This window comes from Vampirovibrio chlorellavorus, assembly GCF_003149375.1.
Classification (GTDB): Bacteria; Cyanobacteriota; Vampirovibrionia; order Vampirovibrionales; family Vampirovibrionaceae; genus Vampirovibrio; species Vampirovibrio chlorellavorus_B.
Genome location: NZ_QFWH01000001.1, coordinates 188,326 through 209,379 on the forward strand (window position 1 = coordinate 188,326; position 21,054 = coordinate 209,379).

The 21,054-nt window shown below is 53.8% G+C and carries 21 protein-coding genes and 1 tRNA gene; 7 read left to right on the forward strand and 15 right to left on the reverse strand.

What is annotated here, in order from left to right; translation table 11 throughout:
• Window positions 1–30: 30 nt before the first annotated feature.
• The 7 genes from DF283_RS01010 to DF283_RS01040 all read right to left on the reverse strand — a co-directional run bounded on the left by DF283_RS01010 (window position 31) and on the right by DF283_RS01040 (window position 6,111).
• On the reverse strand, window positions 31–1,266 hold the full coding sequence (locus DF283_RS01010) for a right-handed parallel beta-helix repeat-containing protein (protein WP_303672723.1): 1,236 nt from the start codon (window positions 1,264–1,266) through the stop codon (window positions 31–33).
• A gap of 376 nt (window positions 1,267–1,642) precedes the next feature.
• Window positions 1,643–2,404 (reverse strand): pirin family protein, encoded by a 762-nt coding sequence (locus DF283_RS01015; RefSeq protein WP_303672724.1) that lies wholly within the window; start codon window positions 2,402–2,404, stop codon window positions 1,643–1,645.
• Between the two features lie 41 nt (window positions 2,405–2,445).
• On the reverse strand, window positions 2,446–2,889 hold the full coding sequence (locus DF283_RS01020; RefSeq protein WP_303672725.1) for a DoxX family protein: 444 nt from the start codon (window positions 2,887–2,889) through the stop codon (window positions 2,446–2,448).
• 65 nt (window positions 2,890–2,954) lie between these two features.
• Window positions 2,955–3,416 carry a MarR family winged helix-turn-helix transcriptional regulator gene (locus tag DF283_RS01025; RefSeq protein ID WP_303672726.1) on the reverse strand — a complete coding sequence of 154 codons (462 nt, stop codon included), beginning with the start codon at window positions 3,414–3,416 and terminating at the stop codon, window positions 2,955–2,957.
• Window positions 3,417–3,523: 107 nt separating this feature from the next.
• Window positions 3,524–4,612 (reverse strand): glycosyltransferase, encoded by a 1,089-nt coding sequence (locus tag DF283_RS01030; RefSeq protein WP_303672727.1) that lies wholly within the window; start codon window positions 4,610–4,612, stop codon window positions 3,524–3,526.
• 87 nt (window positions 4,613–4,699) lie between these two features.
• Window positions 4,700–5,290, reverse strand: a complete 591-nt coding sequence (locus tag DF283_RS01035) for a hypothetical protein (protein WP_303672728.1) — start codon at window positions 5,288–5,290, stop codon at window positions 4,700–4,702.
• Between the two features lie 140 nt (window positions 5,291–5,430).
• Window positions 5,431–6,111: a Crp/Fnr family transcriptional regulator gene (locus DF283_RS01040; RefSeq protein WP_303672729.1), complete on the reverse strand. Its 681-nt coding sequence runs from the start codon at window positions 6,109–6,111 to the stop codon at window positions 5,431–5,433.
• A 247-nt stretch (window positions 6,112–6,358) separates the two neighbouring features.
• Here DF283_RS01040 and DF283_RS01045 point away from each other — a divergent pair, with 247 nt between their 5' ends.
• Complete coding sequence (locus DF283_RS01045; protein WP_303672730.1) at window positions 6,359–6,868, forward strand: globin domain-containing protein; 510 nt, start codon at window positions 6,359–6,361, stop codon at window positions 6,866–6,868.
• Window positions 6,869–7,035: 167 nt separating this feature from the next.
• On the forward strand, window positions 7,036–7,767 hold the full coding sequence (locus DF283_RS01050; RefSeq protein WP_303672731.1) for an AbiU2 domain-containing protein: 732 nt from the start codon (window positions 7,036–7,038) through the stop codon (window positions 7,765–7,767).
• Window positions 7,768–8,004: 237 nt separating this feature from the next.
• On the opposite strand, the gene DF283_RS01055 is transcribed toward DF283_RS01050, so the two are convergent.
• A tRNA-Thr gene (locus DF283_RS01055) sits at window positions 8,005–8,080 on the reverse strand.
• A 112-nt stretch (window positions 8,081–8,192) separates the two neighbouring features.
• On the opposite strand from DF283_RS01055, the gene DF283_RS01060 reads away from it, so the two are divergent.
• From DF283_RS01060 to DF283_RS01080, 5 genes are all read left to right on the forward strand, one after another.
• Window positions 8,193–9,209 (forward strand): 4Fe-4S dicluster domain-containing protein, encoded by a 1,017-nt coding sequence (locus tag DF283_RS01060; protein WP_303672732.1) that lies wholly within the window; start codon window positions 8,193–8,195, stop codon window positions 9,207–9,209.
• Window positions 9,210–9,401: 192 nt separating this feature from the next.
• Window positions 9,402–11,045, forward strand: coding sequence for a R3H domain-containing nucleic acid-binding protein (locus tag DF283_RS01065; RefSeq protein WP_303672733.1), 1,644 nt, complete (start codon window positions 9,402–9,404; stop codon window positions 11,043–11,045).
• A gap of 74 nt (window positions 11,046–11,119) precedes the next feature.
• Window positions 11,120–11,800 carry a dTMP kinase gene (tmk, locus tag DF283_RS01070; protein ID WP_303672734.1) on the forward strand — a complete coding sequence of 227 codons (681 nt, stop codon included), beginning with the start codon at window positions 11,120–11,122 and terminating at the stop codon, window positions 11,798–11,800.
• The gene (locus DF283_RS01075) at window positions 11,784–12,200 is read left to right on the forward strand and encodes a YybH family protein (protein ID WP_303672736.1); all 417 of its coding nucleotides are present in this window, start codon (window positions 11,784–11,786) and stop codon (window positions 12,198–12,200) included. The genes tmk and DF283_RS01075 overlap by 17 nt, the downstream gene beginning before the upstream one ends.
• Before the next feature lie 112 nt (window positions 12,201–12,312).
• A complete protein-coding gene (locus DF283_RS01080) occupies window positions 12,313–13,245 on the forward strand; it encodes a M48 family metallopeptidase (protein WP_303672737.1) in 933 nt (310 codons plus the stop codon).
• 20 nt (window positions 13,246–13,265) lie between these two features.
• On the opposite strand, the gene DF283_RS01085 is transcribed toward DF283_RS01080, so the two are convergent.
• The 7 genes from DF283_RS01085 to fliP form a co-directional block, all read right to left on the reverse strand.
• Window positions 13,266–15,203 (reverse strand): cation diffusion facilitator family transporter, encoded by a 1,938-nt coding sequence (locus DF283_RS01085; protein WP_303672738.1) that lies wholly within the window; start codon window positions 15,201–15,203, stop codon window positions 13,266–13,268.
• Between the two features lie 132 nt (window positions 15,204–15,335).
• Entirely contained in the window at window positions 15,336–15,734 is a 399-nt protein-coding gene (locus tag DF283_RS01090) for a hypothetical protein (RefSeq protein WP_303672739.1), read from the reverse strand.
• Window positions 15,735–15,765: 31 nt separating this feature from the next.
• Window positions 15,766–17,877, reverse strand: a complete 2,112-nt coding sequence (flhA, locus tag DF283_RS01095) for a flagellar biosynthesis protein FlhA (RefSeq protein WP_303672741.1) — start codon at window positions 17,875–17,877, stop codon at window positions 15,766–15,768.
• Entirely contained in the window at window positions 17,874–19,034 is a 1,161-nt protein-coding gene (gene flhB, locus DF283_RS01100) for a flagellar biosynthesis protein FlhB (RefSeq protein ID WP_303672742.1), read from the reverse strand. The genes flhA and flhB overlap by 4 nt, the downstream gene beginning before the upstream one ends.
• A gap of 17 nt (window positions 19,035–19,051) precedes the next feature.
• Window positions 19,052–19,837 (reverse strand): flagellar biosynthetic protein FliR, encoded by a 786-nt coding sequence (gene fliR, locus DF283_RS01105; RefSeq protein ID WP_303672743.1) that lies wholly within the window; start codon window positions 19,835–19,837, stop codon window positions 19,052–19,054.
• A 28-nt stretch (window positions 19,838–19,865) separates the two neighbouring features.
• Window positions 19,866–20,147: a flagellar biosynthesis protein FliQ gene (gene fliQ / locus DF283_RS01110; RefSeq protein WP_303672744.1), complete on the reverse strand. Its 282-nt coding sequence runs from the start codon at window positions 20,145–20,147 to the stop codon at window positions 19,866–19,868.
• A 12-nt stretch (window positions 20,148–20,159) separates the two neighbouring features.
• Window positions 20,160–20,942, reverse strand: coding sequence for a flagellar type III secretion system pore protein FliP (fliP, locus tag DF283_RS01115; RefSeq protein ID WP_303672745.1), 783 nt, complete (start codon window positions 20,940–20,942; stop codon window positions 20,160–20,162).
• Between the last annotated feature and the right edge of the window lie 112 nt (window positions 20,943–21,054).

Sequence of the window (21,054 nt, forward strand, 5' to 3'; positions counted from 1 at the left end):
AATGAAACCGGCCTGCTTTCCGTTACGGGATTACTTGGTTGCCGTGGTTTGCTGTGGTCCGTAAGCAACTCCATTAACCAGGTTATTCAAATAACTGGTAATGGTGCTACCAGAAGTGTAACTGATGTACCTTTTATTGGCGATGTTATTCAACTGATTGGACGTAATACTCAAACCATTGATATTCCCGTTGATTTGGGAGATGGCGGCCCCACCGAAACTGGCATTGGTCACCCCGTTAAAGATGTTGTTGGTGATTTGCAGATTCTTGCCATACACTTTGGTGCCATCGGCGTAAGGTTCGGTACTAAAGCGCAAGCCCTTGCCCACGTTAGTCATAACATTATCAGCAATGGTGTAGTTTTCTCCCCAGTTAAAGGAGCCCGTGGCCCGTGTATTGGTGTAGATATTCATGGCGAATTCCTGAATATTTTGTAACTGATTGCCACGAATTTCCACGTTATTGTAATTATTAATCTCAATGCCATAGTGACTGCCACCATTGACCCGGTTGTTCAGAATTTTGATGTTCTCTGCCCCAGCCGTGCGGGTGGCGAATTTGATGGACCCCCGCAGGTTGTAGAATACGTTGCCTTGCAGCAAGTAATTCTGAGTGCCGCCGTGAACGGTATCGTTGGTGGTGGTGGAAATTTGATACACGTTGTTGAACAGGTTATTCAGCACTTGCGTGTTGCGACTGTTCACCCCGGGAATGGGATCCCGCTCGTGGGTGGCCACCCGAAGGGCGCTATTTCCGAAGTTGAAAAAGCCGTTATTGCGAATCAGCACCGTATCGCAGGAACCAAAGTAAACACCCTGATCCGGCCACACCGGATCGGCATTATTTTTATAATCAGTTTGGCCGTAAAACTGCATACCGATCATGGACACATTTTTACTGTAGGTCACATTCAGCAGGTATTCACCACCCGTGGTGGCATTCCAGCTGGCGTCCTTAATCAGCTGGGCTGGCTTGTTCATATCCGAGACAAATTCCACGTTCTGCAAATTGCGAACGGTAAGCTGACTGGTGACCAGATATTTACCCGGAGCCATCAACACCCGCCAGGGCTTACTTTTGTCTTTCAAGCTGGACAGATAGCTCAGCACACTTTTCAGATCAGCCGTTGTGGCCTGAGCAGTTTGACCGGGCGTCACAGACAACGTTCTGTCCGCCGCGTTTAACTGGTAGGCAAACGCATTGCTGTTTTGCAACAACACCACTGCCGTTAACGTAGCCAAAGAGAATCCTAGGGATTTTTTCATTGATCCAACTCCACTGTTCTTAAAAGCGCTGGCCTTAAAAGCAAACAAGCGCTTATTCCTACAACACATCATTCACCTTGGGCAGGACAAACTTAACCACGCTTACGACTGATCACTGCCAAAGGTTTTACTCACTCCAGGCGAAAGTTTCACGGTTTATATTGTTTTTATAAACTTTTTTAGAGGACAGTGTCAAACTCAAGCGTGAAAATATCTTGAACCAAATCGAACCCCAACAACCCTTATGCAGAGCTTCAAAAAAAGAAAGCCCAGCCTCGCAAAAGCCATGGCCCCTGCGTTTTCAAACGCCACGCCATGCAAAAAACCACGAAGCTGAGCCAAATTAAAAAATTGCCGCAAAATCCGGCAGTACGGATCAGGGCTGTCTCAGATCAAAGAGCAATAGCTGCGTTTCAGGAGCCTGAGCCGTCAGCTCCAGAAGCGCATCGGTCTCTGTCAGACCCACGGCATCCCCTCCCTGTAAAATCTGTCCTTCTGTTTGCACCTGACCGGTGGCCACATGCACCCAATAAGCGCGATTCGAGGACAGATCGAAGGTGGCCCGTTGACCCGCATCCAGAGAGGCCCGGTAGAGATAGGCATCCTGATGAATACGCACCGCAGCGCCTTCCCCGGCAGGAGAGGCAATGCACTGAAACGCCGCACTGCTCAAATCTTCCAACGCATCTACTGAAGCTGCGTCCCCCACAAACGATTTTTGCTCGTAACCGGGCGGCAAGCCTTTTTCCTGGGGATGAATCCAGATTTGCAACAGATGCAAAGACTCTGTGCCTGAGGCGTTGAACTCGCTGTGCATCACGCCACTTCCTGCGGTCATGCGCTGAATTTCTCCGGGACGAATGATGGAGCCATTGCCCAGACTGTCCTGATGCCTCAATTCGCCTTTCAGCACCACCGTGAGAATTTCCATATCCCGATGCCCATGGGTGGGGAAGCCTCCGCCCGGCTGAATGCGATCGTCATTGATCACCCGCAAATCGCTGAAATGATGAAAGCGCGGATCAAAGTAAGCGCCGTAAGCGCCGAAGGAAAAAGTATGGTAACTGTCCAGCCAGTCAATACGGGTGCGTCCCCGTTCCTGACTGCCTCGAACGGTGCGTTTGCCCAGCGTGTTCATAACCCTGCTCCTTTCTGATGGGTGGTGACGGGAGGCCTAACCTAGGCAGACGTTTGCGCCGAATTGAATTTGGCTCTCCACAGCCAGTAGTCCACGGAAAATTTGCCAGCACTGTTCAGCAAAAACAGCAAGGCACCGCTCAGATACACTGCAGCCAATTCGGAAGAACTCTCTCCGCTGGAGCTTACAAACGGGTGTCCGCCGGGGATGTGAACCAGACCCAAAGCGCCCACCATGGTGCCAATCAAGACCAGACTGGCCAGTGGGGTTAAAAAGCCCAGGGCCAGAGCGGCGCCGCCCAGCACTTCCGCATAGGCGGCAAAGGCCTGAAAGATGCCGGGAATAGTACCTTCCCCCATCCAGCCAAAGGCATTTTGGGCCTTGGGCAAGCCGTGAAAGACAAAGGCAATACCCATGACCACACGAAAGGCCAATAAGCCCACCGAAGGCCAGGTTTTAGATTGAAAGCAGGTGTTCAAGTTCATCGATTCATCTCCTTGTTGGTTTGTATGGTCTTGGCTTGTGCAAATTCGGGAGCCCAAAGAAGCGATCAGCCTGTGCCTTGAGACAGTTTTTTGGCCTGCTTTCCCAGTTTTTTAAGCAGGTGGATTAACTGTGTTTTCTCTTCACCGCTTAAACCGGAGGTAGCCACGGACAAGGCTTGCAGATGCTGCTCGAAAAACCGCTCAATCAGCGCCCGACCGGTTTCGGTCAACTGCACCAGCCGAACCCGGCGATCGGTGAGTGATGACTGCCGCTGCACCAAATCTCGTTTTTCCAGACGATCAATGGCCGTACTAATGGAACCACTGGTCAGCTGGACCTTTTCCCCAATCAGGTTCACCGGCAAGGGGCCTTTATGAAGCAACACTTCCAGCGTGGCAAAATCAGAAAAACACAGACCGGAGGATTCAATACTTTTCAGGTCATGCTCCCGGATGGCCTGGGTGGCTTTCATCAGAACTAGCCACAGGTGGGCGCTTTGATACGGCTCCTGATGGGGGTGACGCATGGTTTGCCTTTTCTGGTTTATTTATCTTGATATAAAGATACTTTATTTCAAGCAAAATAACAACCCCCGCCAAGGCGCTCTTTTTGAATTGAGGGTATCAGCTCGGTCTAACCCAACTTACGGGCAAAACAGAGGATATTGTCCCGAATGACCGCTTTGTCCGGAATCCCGGGGTAGGCTTTCAGGGCCGCATCAATGGCCTTTGGGTAATCCCCCAGCCCTTCATAGCACAGGCTCAGGTAATGGTAAGGCTTCCAGGTGTAAGAATCTTCCACAATCAGTCCCACGCCGGGTTTTTGGCAGGCGGTGGCCGCCACCAAGACAGGTACGGCCTCGGCATATCGACCCAAACGATAGTACACCACCCCCAGATCCATCAGGACCTCCGCCCGCCGACCATCGGTAGCCAAGGCCCGATGCCCCCAGCGCAGGGCCTCCTCGTAACGCTCCAGCTCCATGCAGCAGCCCATGGCATTATGCATGGCCTGATAAGCGCTGATGCGCTCATGGTCATTGAGTTCCAGATGCCGGGAAAAAGCCGCAATGGCCTCAGCTAAAAGCCCGTGATGCCGCAATTCCTTGCCATAGTAATACCAGGTACGGGGGGAGTGATCGCCCCGCTCAATCAGGGCCTCCAACAGCTTTAAATTGCGATCCACGGAACGTTCCCGATACTCGGGCGGCTTGTGATGCTCAATGGCAATATCCAGACGCTCCAGAATGACGGCGTTCTCGGGCAGCACAAAGGCCTCATGAATAGGGAATTGCCAGCAACCGCCAGCGGCCCGCCTCAGTAAGCGCTCTCGGGGCATGGAGATCAGACACTGTCCATTGGCGTCAAAGGCAATCTCATAACTGCACACCACCGCATCCAGTTGATCGCTCAACACCGATTGCTTCAAAGCCAACAAGGCCTGACCATGGGCCTCTGTGATCAGGTCATCGGCATCCAGCCACAGTATCCAATCGCCCGTACAGTGGGAAAAGGCCTCGTTGCGAGCCGCCGCAAAGTCATCAATCCAGTCAAAGTGAAACACCTGGGCCCCCAAGGACTGGGCTAAAGCCACCGTCCCATCCGTGGAGCCCGTGTCCACCACCACCAATTCATCACAAAGGCCAGCCACCTGAGACAGAATACGCCCCAGCACCCGTTCCTCGTTTTTAACGATCATGGCCAGAGACAGGGAAACCGGCATCCGTCCATCCTTTCGCAAGGGTCAGTACTAGGCTCATCCTAGCGCCTTGCAGCGGGTCACCGTAACCCATAAATGATGGAGGCCAGCTTATCGAAAGGTTTGGCTGCGCAACCCCTTGGCCTGTTCACTACCCGGCATTGCCACTTTTTGCTGCTGAAGGCGTTCTTCACGGGCTTTTTCCAGGGCCATATTTAATTCCAAATGCCGCTGCACCATGGCCTGAAAGGCATCGGGCACCTGGGCAAACTCTTCATAAGGAATTTTGAGCAGGAAGGCCGCTTTTTGCAGGGCCCCTTTTTCCGAGCCCGCCAGATAGTAAAAGCCTTGCCAGATTTGCTGCAGAACAAATTCATTTTCCTGCAAGCAGTGATGACAATGATCAAACACGGTGGCTTTGAAAATAGCCCCACACTGACTGCAATTCTTGATTTTTTCCGAGGCGGTATGCTGCATGCGAGACTGTTGCAGGCAGAAATTAAACATCTGCTTCAGGAAATTCCAGGCAGCTTGCTCGGTGGGGAACTGGTAGGATGCCGTTTTTTCTCCTTTCCAGCCGGGCTTCAGCAGTTGCCGGTTTTCCCCGTTTTCCGACAAGATGGCAATGCTCCACCCTTCCCCGCTATGAACCACGTTCAAGGGGAACGGCTTTTTCTCCGATGACTGTTCGACTTGGCTCATTGCTGACACTTTATCGGTTAATACCCCGGTTATGCCCCCAAAGCAGCAGCGTTAAACCCACTCGGCTTCAGGGGCACGCCCCCTGACCACAGGGGCCCGCCGGATTGCTCGACTTCAAGAGGCCTGCCTCCAAGACGCCCTCAGTCCTGATTCGCCAATGCCTGCAGGTTTGCCCGGTCCTGAATCTGCACGATGGTGCCGTCCATGCGAATGAGCCCTTGCTGCCTGAAGCGCTTGAAGGCCCGGGACAGGGTTTCCGGCACGGTACCCAGAATGGCGGCCAGCGTCTTTTTTTGCATCAAAACGATCGATGACCCCTGATGCTGATCACTGGTGGCCAACAGGTACCGAGCCAGGCGGGCATCCACGCTGCGCAGGGACAAGTCCTCAATCATGGCCCCAAATTCCTGAATGCGTCTGGAAAAGCGAGCCAGCATGGCCAGTAAAATATCTGGCTTATCCGCAACCAGCACTTTAAACGAGCCCGCGGGTATGGCAATCAGGGTGACCGGCTCCAGACACAAGGCCGAGGCCGGATAGTGGGCCAGCCCGCCAAAGACCGGGTATTCCGCAAAGACATCTCCGGGCTGCACCAGATGCAGAACCACTTCCTTGCCATCCGGGCCCATTTTATAGGCCTGCACCAAGCCGGAAACCAGCAGAAAGAAAGCCTCCACCGGCTCCCCTTCCAAAAATATCCTTTGCCCGGCTCGATACTGCCGCAGTACGGCCATGGCCACGACCGCCTGAAGGTCCTTCTCAGCCAGTGCGTCAAAGAAAAAGCAGTGCCGTAGGTTTTCAAGAAGTATGGGTGCAGACATGGCGGGTTTCCCGGGTTGCTTCCTGTATGCTAACACAGGGATTTGAGGAGAGTTGACCTGAGTCAAGGCACGAAAGGGCTGAGCCATTTATGCTGAGAACAGACGAATTCCTCACCCCGAATATTCCCCCACCATCCGCATAAGGTATGCTAAAAGAGATATGGAGTATGAAAAGCGTGTCTTGCCCATTTCCCCGCTCAAAGCGTGAAACAATCTCGATCGTCGTATTTTAAAGGAGAAAAATCCCATGAGCTTAAACACAGCCCTGCTTTCTGAAACCTTTCAACGTGCCCAACAGGAAAATGGCGGCGCACAGGCGCTGGGCATGCGGTTTTACCAGCGCCTGTTTGAAAAATACCCGGCAGTGCGCCCCTTGTTCAACACCCCACCGGAGCAACAGCACAAAAAATTAATGGCCTCCTTGGGAGCCATTGTGGCCGGAGTGAACAACACCGAAAAATTGGTGCCTTACCTGCATGCCATGGGTATTCGTCACCTGAAATATGGTACCGAAGCGGCCCATTACCCGGCGGTGGGAGAAAATCTGATTGCCGTGCTGAAAGAGCATTTATCCACAGAGGGCAGTTGGACGGACGAGATGGAATCCAGCTGGACGGAGGCGGTGAATTTGGTGGCATCCATTATGATTGACGCCGCCAAGCAGCCGGAGCAGTTCAAGGACGAGCTGAGCGCCGCTGGTTACGAGGCCGATGGCTTTAAGCCCGCCGATCCCCAACCCTGGCTTCTGGCCGTTTAAAGAAGGTTTTCATAAAACCCAGTCTCTTATTGCTCTCTCCGTTATTGGGGAGAGCAATTCTGTTAAGTTGCCTGCTGCCTAAAGCCCCAGCCATGTTACGCTGTTATCTCACTGCCTGCCAAAGTAAACCCCTGACAGTTTGGCACGTTATTTTGAGAGGTCAGACAATGCCGCTACAAGTTGATAATCACGTTTGCGAAGCTCAGCTTAAAAAGGTGTATGAAATCCTGCGAGAGATAAGTGTCTACATTGAGTTTTACAAGCAATTATTCTGTAAAAACAATAACCGTATCGAGATTATCAACGAATCGGCTGGAACTTTCTTTGTCTATTGCAGAAATGCCATTGTAGAGTCAATTGTCATGAGACTTTCCAAACTCACCGATGCACCTACAATGGGAAGGTACAACAATCTCACTATTACAACACTCCTGCAAAATATCGTGCCCACTTCAAACCCAGACTACAGCTCCATCAAGAGTCAAATACAAAATTTAGCAATTCTTCTGGAGACTGTAAGAGAGAAGCGCAATAAGCATCTTGGGCATTTGGATCTGGATAACTTCAGTCAAGAATACCCCATTACCCTAGAGGAATTATGCGAAGGTGTTTCAAGGCTTGAAGCGATCTTTAACGCCATCATCCGGCACTTACCAGAGGGGCTATCATACAGCCCAGATACCACCTGCTTTTTTGAACCAATATTAGACTTCCACTCAGATGCTCGCGCAGCGTTGATCATGCTGGAAAGAGGAAGACGCTTTAAAAAAATGGTTCAAGAAATGCCTGAAGAGTGTCTTATGCCCTTCATCCCTGAAAACGAACGCCGCAATGGGCGAAACTACTTCCAGCGTGACATTCTCAAGTACATAGATGCCAAGCCAGAAGCGTCAGAATAAAAGGCAGGCAACAAGTTTAAAGCTCAGTTCATAAGATGGATTGTGAAGGTGCTTTCTTCTGGGGCGCTAGGGGGGGTAAAGAAACGGAGCGAATCACTTAGCTTGTTTAAAATCTACCCAGACAAAAAATGACATAAAAAATCTATATTGATTCAGTTTTCGAGGACAACTGCCCCAAGAACGTCCCACGAAAGCCCTTATAAAAAACAAAGAGCGGCCTGAAAGCCGCTTGAATAGTGGAGCCGATGACGAGACTTGAACTCGTGACCTACGGTTTACGAAACCGTTGCTCTACCAACTGAGCTACATCGGCATAGAATGAATCTATTTTATACCTCAAACCCAACTCAGCAAACAAGCAATCCGCAAACGCAGCGGGGCCGCATGTTGAACCCCGCCCATCCTTTGGCTATGGTGTAAGCACCATGAGCCTTCCCCTCTCCCCACTGCCAAAACCCGCCCCCCTCGCCTCACTCAGCGCCGCTCAGGCCCGCATGTGGCAAGCCCTTTTGCAGCGGCGCTTTTTCAAGCTCATTGGCGGGGGCAGCTTCACGCAAGCGGGCAAAATCGCCACCGTCAGCCAGGCGTATTCAAGGGCAGGCGTGGATTGCATTGATATCGCCCCGGACGCAAGCCTGATTGGCCTGGTGCAGCAGGAAATGAAAAACAGCCAAAGCAGAATCGCCGTGCTGATGGTCAGCGTGCCCCTCGATCCAGACCCGCACTTCCGAAAAATTGAACTGAATGAGCCCGGTTGCATCCAGTGCGGGCTGTGTTTGCCCGCCTGCCCCACCCAAGCCATCACCCTGCCGGATACGTTGGCTATTTCTCAGGATCTTTGCTATGGCTGCGGGCGCTGTGTGCCCACCTGCCCCACGGAGGCCCTGCACTTACTGCCCTTTCAGGTGGAAAGCCAGATTGAAGCGGCCTTGAGTCATCCGGCCACCGAAGCGGTGGAGATTCACAGCCACTATATCGATCCCTATATGCTGGAAGCCTTCCTCATTCGCTGGCGGCCCCTGCTAAAAAACAAGCTCCTGGCCCTGTGCTTCCGCCCCGAAACTGTTCCCGCAGAGCAGATGATTCGCTTTGTGCAAACCGCCCAGCAAACCCACCCGCTGCCCGTCTTTCTGCAAATTGATGGCGCCCCCATGTCGGGCAATGATCACCCGGAGGCCTCCCGCCCGGCCCTGAAATCGGCCCTGCAAACCCGCCTGGCCTTTGAGCAAGCCGGACTGACCCCGCCCATCATCACCATTTCCGGCGGTATCAACCGGCATACCGCCACCCTGCTGCAAGCGCCCGAGGCGCAATTTATCGCCGGGGTGGGCATGGGCACCATGGCCCGACAAGCGGTATGGAACCTTTCACCGGAAGAGGCGGCACACCAAGCCCACCGAATTACACAAGCCTTTCAACAGGATCGATGGCGCTCTTTCTAGCCGTGCGTAGCCACCAACCGCACAACCGGGTAAAATAAGAAATAGGCATCAGCGTCAAATTTTCAGGACAGTCTGCCCAACCTAATATATAATGAGGGCAAGAGGGACCAATTCAAGAGGAAAGTGACACTGAAAAAGCCTGCCCAAGCGAGCAGAAATTTTCTGCAGCCGTTGAATCAGCCTCAACATTCTGTGGTATCGCCATCTCATCCTGTGATTTTTGAGGGAAACGCCATCGCTACTGATCTGCAACTGCTCATTGAAATTCTCCCAGAGCGCATCCGGCACGCGCTTCAAGTGGTTGATATCGAAGATTTAATTGAAATCGTCATGGATCTCGGACGCCTGCCGGAAGCCCGCTTTTCCGAAGGCAAACTGTTGGAACTGGGCGAGCAGCAAGTCACCCTGGATGAAATTCATCACGTGGTCAAGCACATGGGCTACTTTACCAGCGATAACCGGGCGGGGATTCCCCGCACCCTGCACCGCATCAGCGCCATGCGCAACCGGCAAGGGGATATTGTGGGCCTGACCTGCCGGGTGGGTAAACTGGTCACCGGCACCGTGGATCCCATTAAAGACATCATCCAGAGCGGCAAAAGTGTGCTGCTGCTGGGACGCCCCGGTGTGGGGAAAACCTCCCGCCTGCGGGAAATTGCCATGCTGCTGGCCGGAGAAGGCCAAAAGCGGGTGGTCATTGTGGATACCTCCAACGAGATCGCTGGAGACGGTGATATTCCGCACCCGGCCGTGGGTCGGGCCCGCCGCATGCAAGTGCCGGATCGGGATCGCCAGAAAGAAACCATGATCGAGGCGGTGCAAAACCACACCCCGGAAGTGATCATCGTTGATGAAATCGGCACTGAAGATGAGGCCATGGCCGCCCGCACCATCGCCGAGCGGGGCGTCATTCTGGTGGCCACCGCCCACGGGCATACCCTGGAAAATCTGGTCAAAAACCCCATGCTCTCCGACTTGGCCGGAGGCATTCAGACTGTGACCCTGGGCGATGAGGAGGCCAAACGCCGGGCCTCTCAGAAAACCATTCAGGAGCGGGCCAAAAAACCCACCTTCGATATCTGCATCGAAATTCGGGATCGCCATACCCTGGCCGTATACCCGGACGTGGCCGAAGCCGTGGATCACCTGCTGCGGGGCTGGACCCTGTTCCCCGAAATTCGTAAAATCGACAGCGAAACCGGGGCCACCAAAGTTTTAAAAACCGATTTTGAAGTAATGCCCGGCCATATCATGGAGCCGGAACCCGGCAGCTTCAATCCGGGAGAGTTTTCTGAACACCCTCGGGACCTGGCCGCCTTGCCCGTGGGGCAGGAAGAGTATCGGGTGTTTGTGTATGGCATCAGTAAGTCTTATCTGGATCGCATTCTGGAGCGGCTGAATCTGCACCATGTGCGCATTACCAAAAACGTTTATGACGCCAACGCCGTGATTGCCATCAAGGCCAACGCCCGGCCCGGTTCCAAAATCCTGAAACTGGCCCAGGATTACGAAGTGCCGGTGTTCTACGCCAAAACCAACACCATGCCCCAAATTCAGCGGGCCTTGCGGGAAGCCTTGGACGCCGAAGCGGGGGCCTTTGCCGGACAAATCGCCCAAACCCCGTTTGAAGATGAGGTGGAAATGGCCTTGCGGGAAGCGCAAGAAGCCATTGATACGGCCCTGTCGGAAAAATTGGCCGTGGAACTGGCCCCCCGCCGTTCCTACATTCGCCGCATGCAGCACGAACTGGTGGAAAAGCACCATCTCACCAGCGTAAGCATTGGCGATGAGCCCAACCGCCGCTTAAAAGTATTGCCGCCCAAAATTCGGGAGTGATCACCGACGCCGCTCAGCCCTTTGTATATAATGGAAGGCGAAACCAGCGATACCGTCGGGCGGATGAAACACACATGGACACAGTATTACAGCAGGGACTGTTTGTTACCTTTGAAGGACTGGACGGCTGCGGAAAATCCACCCAACTGGCGCTGTGCGCCGAAGCCTTAATCGCGCAGGGCTATTCCGTGCTGACCACCCGCAATCCGGGCGGCACGGCCTTCGGGCAGGAACTACGCCAGATTCTGCTACACTCGCAAGGGCCGGTGTTTCCGCTGAGCGAACTGCTGCTATTCATCGCTGACCGGGCCCAGCACATGGATGAAGTGGTCTTTCCAGCCCTGGCCAAAGGCACCATTGTCCTTTGCGATCGGCATATGGACTCCACGCTGGCCTATCAGGGATACGGGCGGGGCTTGAGTATCGATACCATCCGGGAGCTGAACCACATTGCCATCCAGGGCAAACAGCCGGATTTAACCGTTCTGTTCGACGCGGAACCGGCGGTATTGGCCCAGCGGGTCAACCACCGGGGGCAAGCCGATCGGCTGGAAGGAGAGAAGGCTGAATTCCACAACAAGGTGCGGGCGGGTTTTCTGGATCTGGCCCGACAAGAACCCCAACGCATCCGGGTGTTCGATGCCACGGAAAGCCCCGAGGCCTTGCACCCCAAAGTCCTGCAAACACTGGAAGCCGCCCTCAAACCTTTAGAAACTCTCTGCAAGCAGGAAACCCGCCATGGCCAAGCCTTTTGAGAATCACCCCATTTATTCCCTGATGCAAACCTGGCATCAGGCCTCCACGCTGGGAGATTTGGACACCATTGGCTCCCTGATGGCCGAGGATGCGGTCTTTCTGGTGGCGGATCATCCACCCATCACCCGAGACGATTTTCTGAACAGCTTCAGCGCCATTCGGCAAAGCGTGCAGCTACAAATTGTGGATTGGCGCATTGAGGCCATGGAGGAATCGGGTCACCTGGCTTATTGCCAAAGCTACCTCCATCTGACCATTACGCCCAAGGGCAGCGCACAAGCCATAGAGCGCAAAGGGCCGGTTTTATCCGTTTTCCGCAAAGAACCCACCGGGCAATGGGTCCTGATCCGGGATGCCAACTTTTTAAGCACGGAAGACTCAAGCACGGTGGACGGCTAAAAAGCCTCCTGATCTTGGCACTGTCATCCGCTGGATTTTCAAATGCCTGTGCCTTATATTGGAGCCAGTCTTTAAAAAAAGATGTGGGTTAAACCGTTACAGGGAGTTCTGCATGTCTGTGGATTCAATGGGAGCCTATCTGCCTATGGTTCCGGTCGTTATCGATCCGCCGTTTGTCCCTCCCGCCGTGCCTCAAGGCCCGCCAGTCATCCATTCGTTCCGTCTTGCAGAGCCCATGCTCCTTCCGGACGAATTCATCGCCACCCGACCAGTGCCTACCGCACACTCACCAAATCGCCAGTGCGCCTCCAAAATTGATGAGTGGATGCTACGCCGCTCAAAGCCACTATATATGCCGGAAGCCACCCTGCCGCTCACACGCATGGCCCGGCAAATCGCGGCCCGGAACGGGATTCCCAAGCCCCATAAAATCCTGATAGTGAATAAACCGTTTTATAACGCCGCCGCCTATGGCAATGGCACCGTGGTCTTTCATCTGGATGCCCTAAAACAGGCCAAGTCCCCGGAGGAATTGGCCTTTGTACTGGCACACGAGCTGAGCCACGTGCAGTTTGAAGACGTTAAAGCTAAAAAAGTTCGTCATGGCATTGCAGTCGGTGTCGCCCTCCTGGCGGATGAGCTGGCCGCGTGGGTTTTCCGAGTGCGCAGCCTGGTAAAAAGCCTGGGGATTTCTCTATTGGTACCGATTGGCAGTTTCCAGTGGGCCGCTTTTATGGAACGCAAGGACGAGGCCCGAGCGGACACCAATGCCATTCGGTTGCTTGCCAAAGCGGGCTTTGGCACCGATGGCTACTTGAGCGCCTTTGAAAACATGGCCCACAACAAAAGCAAGGCCCAATGGTGGCGGCAACTGGAATGGAAAATATACGGAGAAAATCATCCCAGCCTGTCCAAAAGGGTACAAGCCATCAGCCAGACGGTTCGCCAACAGCCGCCCTTACTGGAACCCCAGCCGGTGATGAGCCCTGCGGAGTGGCAACGCCTCAAAGCCGCCGCCGCACAAGTAGGCACGGCCGATTCATAAGTCCCAACCGCAAAATTTCGCTAATCAGCCACGTTAACCGGGCCATTGCCCTTGCTGGACTCCGGGGAAAATTCACGTTTCAACTGAAACGGAACGGGAGATTCAATCATCACGCTGACAATACGGGGGCCATCAGCCTCTTTGACGGTAAATTTGAGATCCTCAAAGGTGACTTCATCGCCATCCTCCGGCTCTCGGCCCAATTCGCCAAACACATAACCGCCCACGGTCTTGAAATCATCAAAGGGAATGTTCAGATCCAGTTGCTCGTTGAGATCTTCAATTTCGCATTTTCCGTTGACCTGAACCCGATTGGGCGTAAGAACGGTCATCATGGGCTCTTCAGGTTCATGCTCGTCCCAAATTTCGCCGATGATCTCCTCAATCACGTCCTCCACGGTCACCAGACCTGCAAAGCCGCCATGTTCATCGGCCACGGCGGCAATCCGGATTTTGTTGCGCTTAAAGTCTTCCAGTAAGTCGCTAATGCCCTTGTTTTCCGGAAAAATATCAATTTCCCGCACAATGCTGGCCAGCGGCGTTTCCATCTGGTTTTTGCGGATGAGATCAAACACATCGCGAGAATGAACCAGACCCACCAGATCATCCACGTTCTCCTTGAACACCGGCAGGCGAGAGTGGCCGGTTTCAATCATCAAGTCAGCCACTTCGGACAAGGGGGTCTCCACATCCACGTATTCCACGTCAATCCGGGGAATCATAATGTCTTTCACCGTAGCTTCGCTGAAATCATAGACGTTTTTCAGCAGAATTTCGGAGCGGGCGTCCAGTACACCCTCTTTACGGCCTTGTTCCACCAGGGCATTGAACTTTTCGCCCCATTCAATCTCGGATTCATCGGCCAGCACTTCCACAAAAACCTGCGAGGCCTGCACAATGCGGCGCTGAATTTTATGCTTGATGCGCTCGGTCAGGTCATCCACATCTTTCACCTGAATGTAGGGATCTACTTGAACCTTCAAATGGACGGTCAAACCCGCTATGCCGTGATCCAGCGTTTTGAGATCCAGAATTTCCGAAACCCCGTGCATACTGGTCACCAAATCGGTAATTTTTTTCTCCACCCGGGGAGAGGCTGAACTTTGGGTCAGAATGCCCCGGTTATGACGGAACAGATAGATGGCCATCCCAGCCAACAAGCCGCCAATCAACATGGAGACCATGGCGTCAAAGCGCATCAGCGCCCAGGACAGAAACGCGGGCAAAGCCAGCGATTCCGGCACTACCAGCCCGGAATGCACCACGAAATAGGACACCGAAATGGCACTGAGGGCCAAAAAAGCACCCAGCAAGGCAATATTGTCTTCGTAATAGACAAAGCGAGTGGTGGGACTCAACACGTTTTTAATGTTGGCAAAGGCCAGGGTAAAAATTTCCAGCTCGTTGCGCGGGGTAATCTGCATTTCCTCCAGCACCGCCTGGGAAGCCCGCCGCACGGCGACAATCTCCAGTAAAATGCTGATAACCAGAATGACCGCAGAGGTCAGGAAGCCCTGCAGGGTCATCACTTCCGGATATTTGGCGGTAAAGTGCTGAAAGCCTTCTGATACCGCCCAGACGGACGTACCAATGAGAAAAACGCAAGCAGCCAGGGCCCACACATTGGCTTCCAGCCCGTAGCCAAAAGGATGGCTGCGATCCGGGGGGCGTTGACTGAACTTGTTCCCCAGAATCAGGGCAATGCTGTTTACGGCGTCGCCAAAGGAGTGCAAACTTTCACTGAACATGGACGGGCTTTGGGAAAAGATCCAGGCCAGGAACTTGATGGCCCCCACCGCGATGTTGACCAGAAAGGCGACCCAAAGTGAGGATTCCGCATGCTGAAATGCGTTTTCACGAGGGCCGATATAGGTGGGAGTCCCTGAATAATCGGCTGGCCTTGGACTGCCTGGAGGTTCGACTGTACCCATGTAACCTTGCGGGTTTACTTCCAACACACCTTTTTCCTTTAGGGAAAACGGTAATTATTAAATCGGCAGGGTTGCCAAAAACTTTAGTTTCAACGCAACCATTCCAATTTAATAACCTATTATAGCAAACACTTCCCCAAAACCGCTAAAAAGCAGCGTTTATTCCAAATCAGGCGTTTCAGCCGCTGGAGCGGTGGCCGATTCGGGTGATGCTGTCAGGTCACTGTCCTCGTCAGGCTCCGGATTGTCCTCAGGTACCCCGGATGACGCCGTGGGGACGACGGGTGGGGGAGCAGACACTTCCATTGGTTGGGCTTTCTGTTTGGCGGCCTTCTGCGGGTTGGATAGGATCTCACCAATGGTGTAGCCGATCATCCAGGCAGCCATGGCTCCCAGCAAGCTGATGGCCAAGGTTTCCACCACCGCCATTCCGGAAAAACTGTTCGCGGCGATGAAATTCAAGTCCGTGGGCCGGGCCTGCTGGTAAAAACCGGGGATGGCCGTAATCAGAAAAGTCAAACTGGCACAGATTCCGCCTACCTTGCTATTCAGTTTCATGACCAAACACACTCCACGTCAGCGACTCCGTTTAAGCCAATTGGGCCAAATCCACCCGCACCGAGCCCACAGCGGTGGCCTTCACGCTGGGGCCAATCTCGTTATAGGACAACACGGCAATTTGGGGCAGCATGCGCTCAATCATGCGCCTGAACGGCAGCCGCAAGCGGGCATTGCACAGCAAGACCGGCTGCACCCCGTGGGCCCCAATGACCCGCTCTATTTCCTGATTGAGGGCGGCAAACAGTTTTTGGGTAAACACGGGCCCCAGGGCCAAAGTCTGCCCGTCTTGCGTCAGTCCCTGGGCCATTTGCTCTTCCACAGTCGGATCCAGGGTTAACACGGGCAATTCTCCAGTGTCCGGGTTTTGGTGCTGCTTGCAAATACTGCGGGACAGGGCCATGCGCACCTGCTCGGTCAGGTAATCCGGATCTTTGTTCACCCGGCAGTGATAGCCCAGTGACTCCAGAATGGTCACCATGTCCCGAATGCTGACTTTTTCCCGCAGTAAATTCTGCAAAATAATCTGAATTTCGGCTTCGGTGAGCGTATCGGGAACCAAATCGGTCACCAGGCTTTCGTTGGACTTTTTCACGTTGGTCAACAGGTTCTGGACATCGGCCCGGCCCAGAATATCCGCCGAATTTTTCTTGATGAATTCCGTTAAATGCGTAGAGACAACCGCCGAAGCACTGACCACGGTGTATCCGTTCATTTCGGCCTGCTCTTTTTCGTCGGCTTCAATCCACAAAGCGGGCAAGCCAAAGGCGGGTTCCTTGGTCTCAATGCCCTGAATGGGCTCGATGATATCGGGATCGGTACTCATGGCCAGCCACAAATCGGCCATGACCTCCCCCTGATCAATGGTTACCCCCCGCAGCTTGATGTTGTACTGGTTGGGCGGTAATTGCAAATTGTCTCGCACCCGAATGGAGGGCAGTACAAAACCAAACTCCAGCGCCACCTGCTTGCGAATTTGGGCGATCCGCTCCAGCAGGTCGCCTCCGGCTTCCGCCTCAATCAGGGGCACCAGCCGATAGCCGATTTCCAGCTCCATGGTTTCCACTTGCAGCAAATCCAGAACATTTTCCGTGGTGGTCTTTTTCTTTTGAACGGTTTTGGCCTTGTTGTCTTCCAGCAATTTCATCTCGGCCTTTTCCCGGGTATTTTTCACCAGCAGAAAACTCCCGCCCACGGCCAAGGCTCCGACGGTGAGGAAGGGCAAGTTGGGCAAACCGGGAATCATGCCCATCAACAGCATCAGGCTACCCATAATGGCCATAACCTTGGGATTCTGGAACATCTGCCCGCCGATTTCATCCCCCAGAGAGACCTCGGAATCGTTGACCCGGGTGACCAGAATACCGGTGGCCGCCGAAATAATCAGGGCAGGCAACTGGGAGACCAGACCATCCCCCACCGATAAGGTGGTAAAGGTGGCGGCGGCTTGCTCCAAGGGCATGCCCATCTGCATCACCCCGATAATCAGGCCGCCCACAATGTTGATGACCGTAATGATAATGGCGGCAATGGCATCGCCTTTCACAAACTTGCTGGCACCGTCCATGGTTCCGTAAAAATCGGCCTCTCGCTGAATGTTTTGCCGACGACGCTTAGCCTCTTTTTCATCGATCATACCGGCGTTCAAATCGGCATCAATACTCAACTGCTTACCGGGCATGGCATCCAAAGTGAAGCGGGCGGCCACTTCCGAGACGCGGCCCGCACCGTTGGTGATAACGATGAAGTTAATGATGATGAGGATGATGAAGATCAGCATACCCACCACGTAATTGCCCCCAATCACAAAGTTCCCGAAGGCGTGAACCACTTGCCCGGCTTCCCCATTCAGCAAAATCAGCCGGGTGGTGCTGACGTTGAGGCCCAGCCGGAACAAGGTGGCAAACAGCAAAATGGTGGGAAAGGTGGAGTACTGAAGCGGCTCCTGCGTGTAGAGCGTGACCAGCAAAATGGTGACCGACAGGGCGATGTTCAGGGTCAGAAATACATCCAGAATCAAGGGCGACAGAGGGATCACCATCATGGTGACCACAAACACGATGCCTACCGCCAACAGCACGTCGTTGTGCTTTAGCAAGTCCTTCCAGCCCAGCCGAGGCATTTTTTTGTTGGGAGCGCTCATTCGCTAGCCTCCTCCCGCAGCTTGCGCTTGGCTTCCTGTTTGGCCGCTTCTTTCTGGGCGGCCTCCTTGGAGCGCTTTTGGGCCGCCAACCGACGTCCCTTATGTTTGGCAAACACAAAGGCCAGCACTTCGGCCACGGCCACAAACAAATCCGGCGGAATCATGGCTTCCACCTCCACCACCGGGTACAAGGCCCGAGCCAGAGGCTTGTTTTCCACCATGGGGACACCTGCTTCTTTGGCCACTTCCTTGATTTTCTGGGCGAAGATATCTTTTCCCATGGCCACCACCACCGGGGCGGGGGCAATGTCCGGGTCGTACTTCAGGGCGATGGCGTAGTGGGTGGGGTTGGTAATCACCACATCGGCGGTAGGCACGGCGGCCAACTGGCGGGTGCGAATCATCTTCATGCCCATCTGGCGCATGCGGCTTTTCATCATGGGGTCGCCATCGGAATTTTTGCGTTCGTCCTTGATGTCCTGCTTGGACATGCGCAACTGCTTTTCCAGTTCCCAAGCCTGATAGCGCCAGTCGGCGATGCCGATGATTAAAAAGGCAATGCAGCCCTGCTTGGCGATTTCCCCGGCCACGCCCACGATGACCCCCCAGGCGGTGGGCACATCCACAGCGCCCAAGCCCATCAGTTCCTGCAAATGCCCACTGATGACCGAATAGCCACAGGTGCCGATGATGGTCATTTTGAGCAGGGCCTTGACCACTTCAATCACCGAGCGCGTAGAAAACAGGCGCTTAAAGCCATTCAGCGGGTTCAGTTTATCCAGCTTGGGAGAGATGGCCTGCATGGTGAAGAGGGGACGCACCTGCACCAGGTTGGACAAGGCGGCCATCACGCACACGGAAAGCAAAAACGGCAGCATCAGCCAGATCATGGACTGCAAGGTGCCGGAGAAGATGGCGTCAAAGCCATCCTGGGTCATGGGTTGCAACACCGCCGGGCTGGTTAGCAACTGGCCAAAGGTGTACTGCATTTGGGCGTAGACCGTATTAACGGTGTATGGCCCCATCGATCCCATAATCCAGGTGACGGCAATCATGACCAGCGCGGCGTTGAAGTCCTGGCTTTTGGCCACCTGTCCCTTGGCCCGCGCATCCGAGATGCGCTTGCCTGTTGGCTTTTCTGTCTTTTCTCCAGACATGGACTAGCCTACCCCCATCAGGTCTTGTACAGGTTTAGCAGGACTTTGATCAGTGTGGCGTACTGATCACCCAGTAAACTGCTGAGGTACGGCAGGCTGACCATCATAGCGAACAAACCACCGCCCACCTTGACCGGCAAGCCCACGATGAAAATATTCATTTGCGGCATGACCTTGGCCACAAAGCTCAGGGCAATTTCCAGCAAGATGAGAATCGACATCAGCGGCACGCTAATCATCATGGCCATAATAAACATATCGCTACTGAGCTTGATAAAACGCTCCGCCATCAACCCTCCGGTCAAATTCCCTTCCCCGATAAAATGCCCCAGCGGGATGGCATTAAAACTACGGTCTACCCCGGCAATGAGGGCGTGATGGATGTTGAGGTTTAAAAACAGAAGGGCCGCAAAGTAGAAAAAGAACTGTCCCACCACGGCTGATTGGGTATTGGTGACCGGGTCCAGCAAATTGGCGATGGATAGGCCCATTTGCATGCTGAAAAACTCTCCGGCCACTTGCAGGGCAATAAACACCAGATTGGCCGTAAAGCCGATTAAAATGCCCAGAACGCTTTCCTGAAGGACCAACAGGGAAAACTGGATGAGATCCTTGGGAATAACCAGATGGGCCGAGTGCAGGGGAAACAGAATGAGAGCCATGGCCACGGCAAAGCCCACTTTAACCTGCGCTGGAATGTTGTGCATATTGAACAGCGGCGCGCTGACCAGCATGCCGGTAATGCGAAACAGCACCAGCAAAAAGGCGATGACGGTATTTAAGGTTAGCAGGCTCAAATCCAAACCAATTCATCTCCTGAAGGCGTTACGGTTACTGCTTGGGGGTTTTGGCCACGGTCACCAGCGTGTCAAAAATCCGGTTGGAATAATCCAACACCATCTGGGTCATCCACGGCCCGGCCAATATCAAAATGAGAAACGAGGCCAGCAATTTGGGCACAAAGGACAACGAGGCTTCCTGAATTTGAGTGACCGCCTGAAAAATGGAAATGGCCACCCCCACCATCAGGTTCACCAGCAACATGGGCGCGGATAGCAAAATAATCAGCCACAGGGCATTCTGCAGGAGATCGATAAATGCGGCTTCCGTCATCGGCGCTCTCTCCTATCCAAACCCACTGACCAGAGATTGAGAGATGAGATGCCAGCCGTCTACCAGCACAAACAGCACCAGCTTGAAGGGTAGGGCGATGGTGGCGGGCGGCAGGAACATCATCCCCATGGACACCAATACGCTGGAGACCACCATATCGATAATCAAGAACGGCAGAAAGATGATGAAGCCCAGCTGAAAGGCAGTTTTCAACTCACTGATGGTAAAGGCGGGCAGCAACACATAGGTGGGCACTTCCCCCCGGTTTTTGGGCTTTTTCAGTTTGGCCAGCCCCATAAATAATTCCAGATCCTTGGGAGCGGTTTGCTTGAACATAAAGGTTCGCACGGGCACCATAGCCTTGGTCAAGGCTTCCTCCTGCGGCATTTGACCTTTAAGATAAGGCTGAAAGGCCTGCTTGTTGATCCGATCGATGGTGGGCGACATCACAAAAAAGGTGAGGATTAGGGATAATCCAATAATCACCTGACTGGGCGGCAACTGAGGCGTACCAATGGCTTGCCGAACCAGAGATAATACGATCACAATCCGGGTAAAGGCTGTGCCCATCACCAAAATAGCGGGAGCCAGGGTCAGGACGGTCAACAACACCAATATTTGCAGACCCTTGCTGACCTCCTGCGGGTTGGTGGCCGAGCCCACTTTAATATCCACGGTGGGAATGCCCACCTGAGCCATGGCCGGAGAGGCCAGCAGCCCAGCGAGTGCCAGCCCTGCCAATAACAGCGCCCACGTTTTCCATCCACAAACTGCCCTGATGCCTAAGCCGGTCATCCGGTCTAACTCCACACTTTCACCACGTTCCTCCACAGTATGGAGGTTTTGGGGGCGGTGAACATCATCCAAACGGTGGAGGCTGTGGGTGGTCGGTTTGGGGCCCTTCCGG

Coding starts and splice junctions, on each gene's coding strand:
- DF283_RS01010 (WP_303672723.1), bottom strand. CDS start 1,266: ATGAAAAAATCCCTAGGATTCTCTTTGGCTACGTTAACGGCAGTGGTG.
- DF283_RS01015 (WP_303672724.1), bottom strand. CDS start 2,404: ATGAACACGCTGGGCAAACGCACCGTTCGAGGCAGTCAGGAACGGGGA.
- DF283_RS01020 (WP_303672725.1), bottom strand. CDS start 2,889: ATGAACTTGAACACCTGCTTTCAATCTAAAACCTGGCCTTCGGTGGGC.
- DF283_RS01025 (WP_303672726.1), bottom strand. CDS start 3,416: ATGCGTCACCCCCATCAGGAGCCGTATCAAAGCGCCCACCTGTGGCTA.
- DF283_RS01030 (WP_303672727.1), bottom strand. CDS start 4,612: ATGCCGGTTTCCCTGTCTCTGGCCATGATCGTTAAAAACGAGGAACGG.
- DF283_RS01035 (WP_303672728.1), bottom strand. CDS start 5,290: ATGAGCCAAGTCGAACAGTCATCGGAGAAAAAGCCGTTCCCCTTGAAC.
- DF283_RS01040 (WP_303672729.1), bottom strand. CDS start 6,111: ATGTCTGCACCCATACTTCTTGAAAACCTACGGCACTGCTTTTTCTTT.
- DF283_RS01045 (WP_303672730.1), top strand. CDS start 6,359: ATGAGCTTAAACACAGCCCTGCTTTCTGAAACCTTTCAACGTGCCCAA.
- DF283_RS01050 (WP_303672731.1), top strand. CDS start 7,036: ATGCCGCTACAAGTTGATAATCACGTTTGCGAAGCTCAGCTTAAAAAG.
- DF283_RS01060 (WP_303672732.1), top strand. CDS start 8,193: ATGAGCCTTCCCCTCTCCCCACTGCCAAAACCCGCCCCCCTCGCCTCA.
- tmk (WP_303672734.1), top strand. CDS start 11,120: ATGGACACAGTATTACAGCAGGGACTGTTTGTTACCTTTGAAGGACTG.
- DF283_RS01075 (WP_303672736.1), top strand. CDS start 11,784: ATGGCCAAGCCTTTTGAGAATCACCCCATTTATTCCCTGATGCAAACC.
- DF283_RS01080 (WP_303672737.1), top strand. CDS start 12,313: ATGTCTGTGGATTCAATGGGAGCCTATCTGCCTATGGTTCCGGTCGTT.
- DF283_RS01090 (WP_303672739.1), bottom strand. CDS start 15,734: ATGAAACTGAATAGCAAGGTAGGCGGAATCTGTGCCAGTTTGACTTTT.
- flhA (WP_303672741.1), bottom strand. CDS start 17,877: ATGAGCGCTCCCAACAAAAAAATGCCTCGGCTGGGCTGGAAGGACTTG.
- flhB (WP_303672742.1), bottom strand. CDS start 19,034: ATGTCTGGAGAAAAGACAGAAAAGCCAACAGGCAAGCGCATCTCGGAT.
- fliQ (WP_303672744.1), bottom strand. CDS start 20,147: ATGACGGAAGCCGCATTTATCGATCTCCTGCAGAATGCCCTGTGGCTG.
- fliP (WP_303672745.1), bottom strand. CDS start 20,942: ATGACCGGCTTAGGCATCAGGGCAGTTTGTGGATGGAAAACGTGGGCG.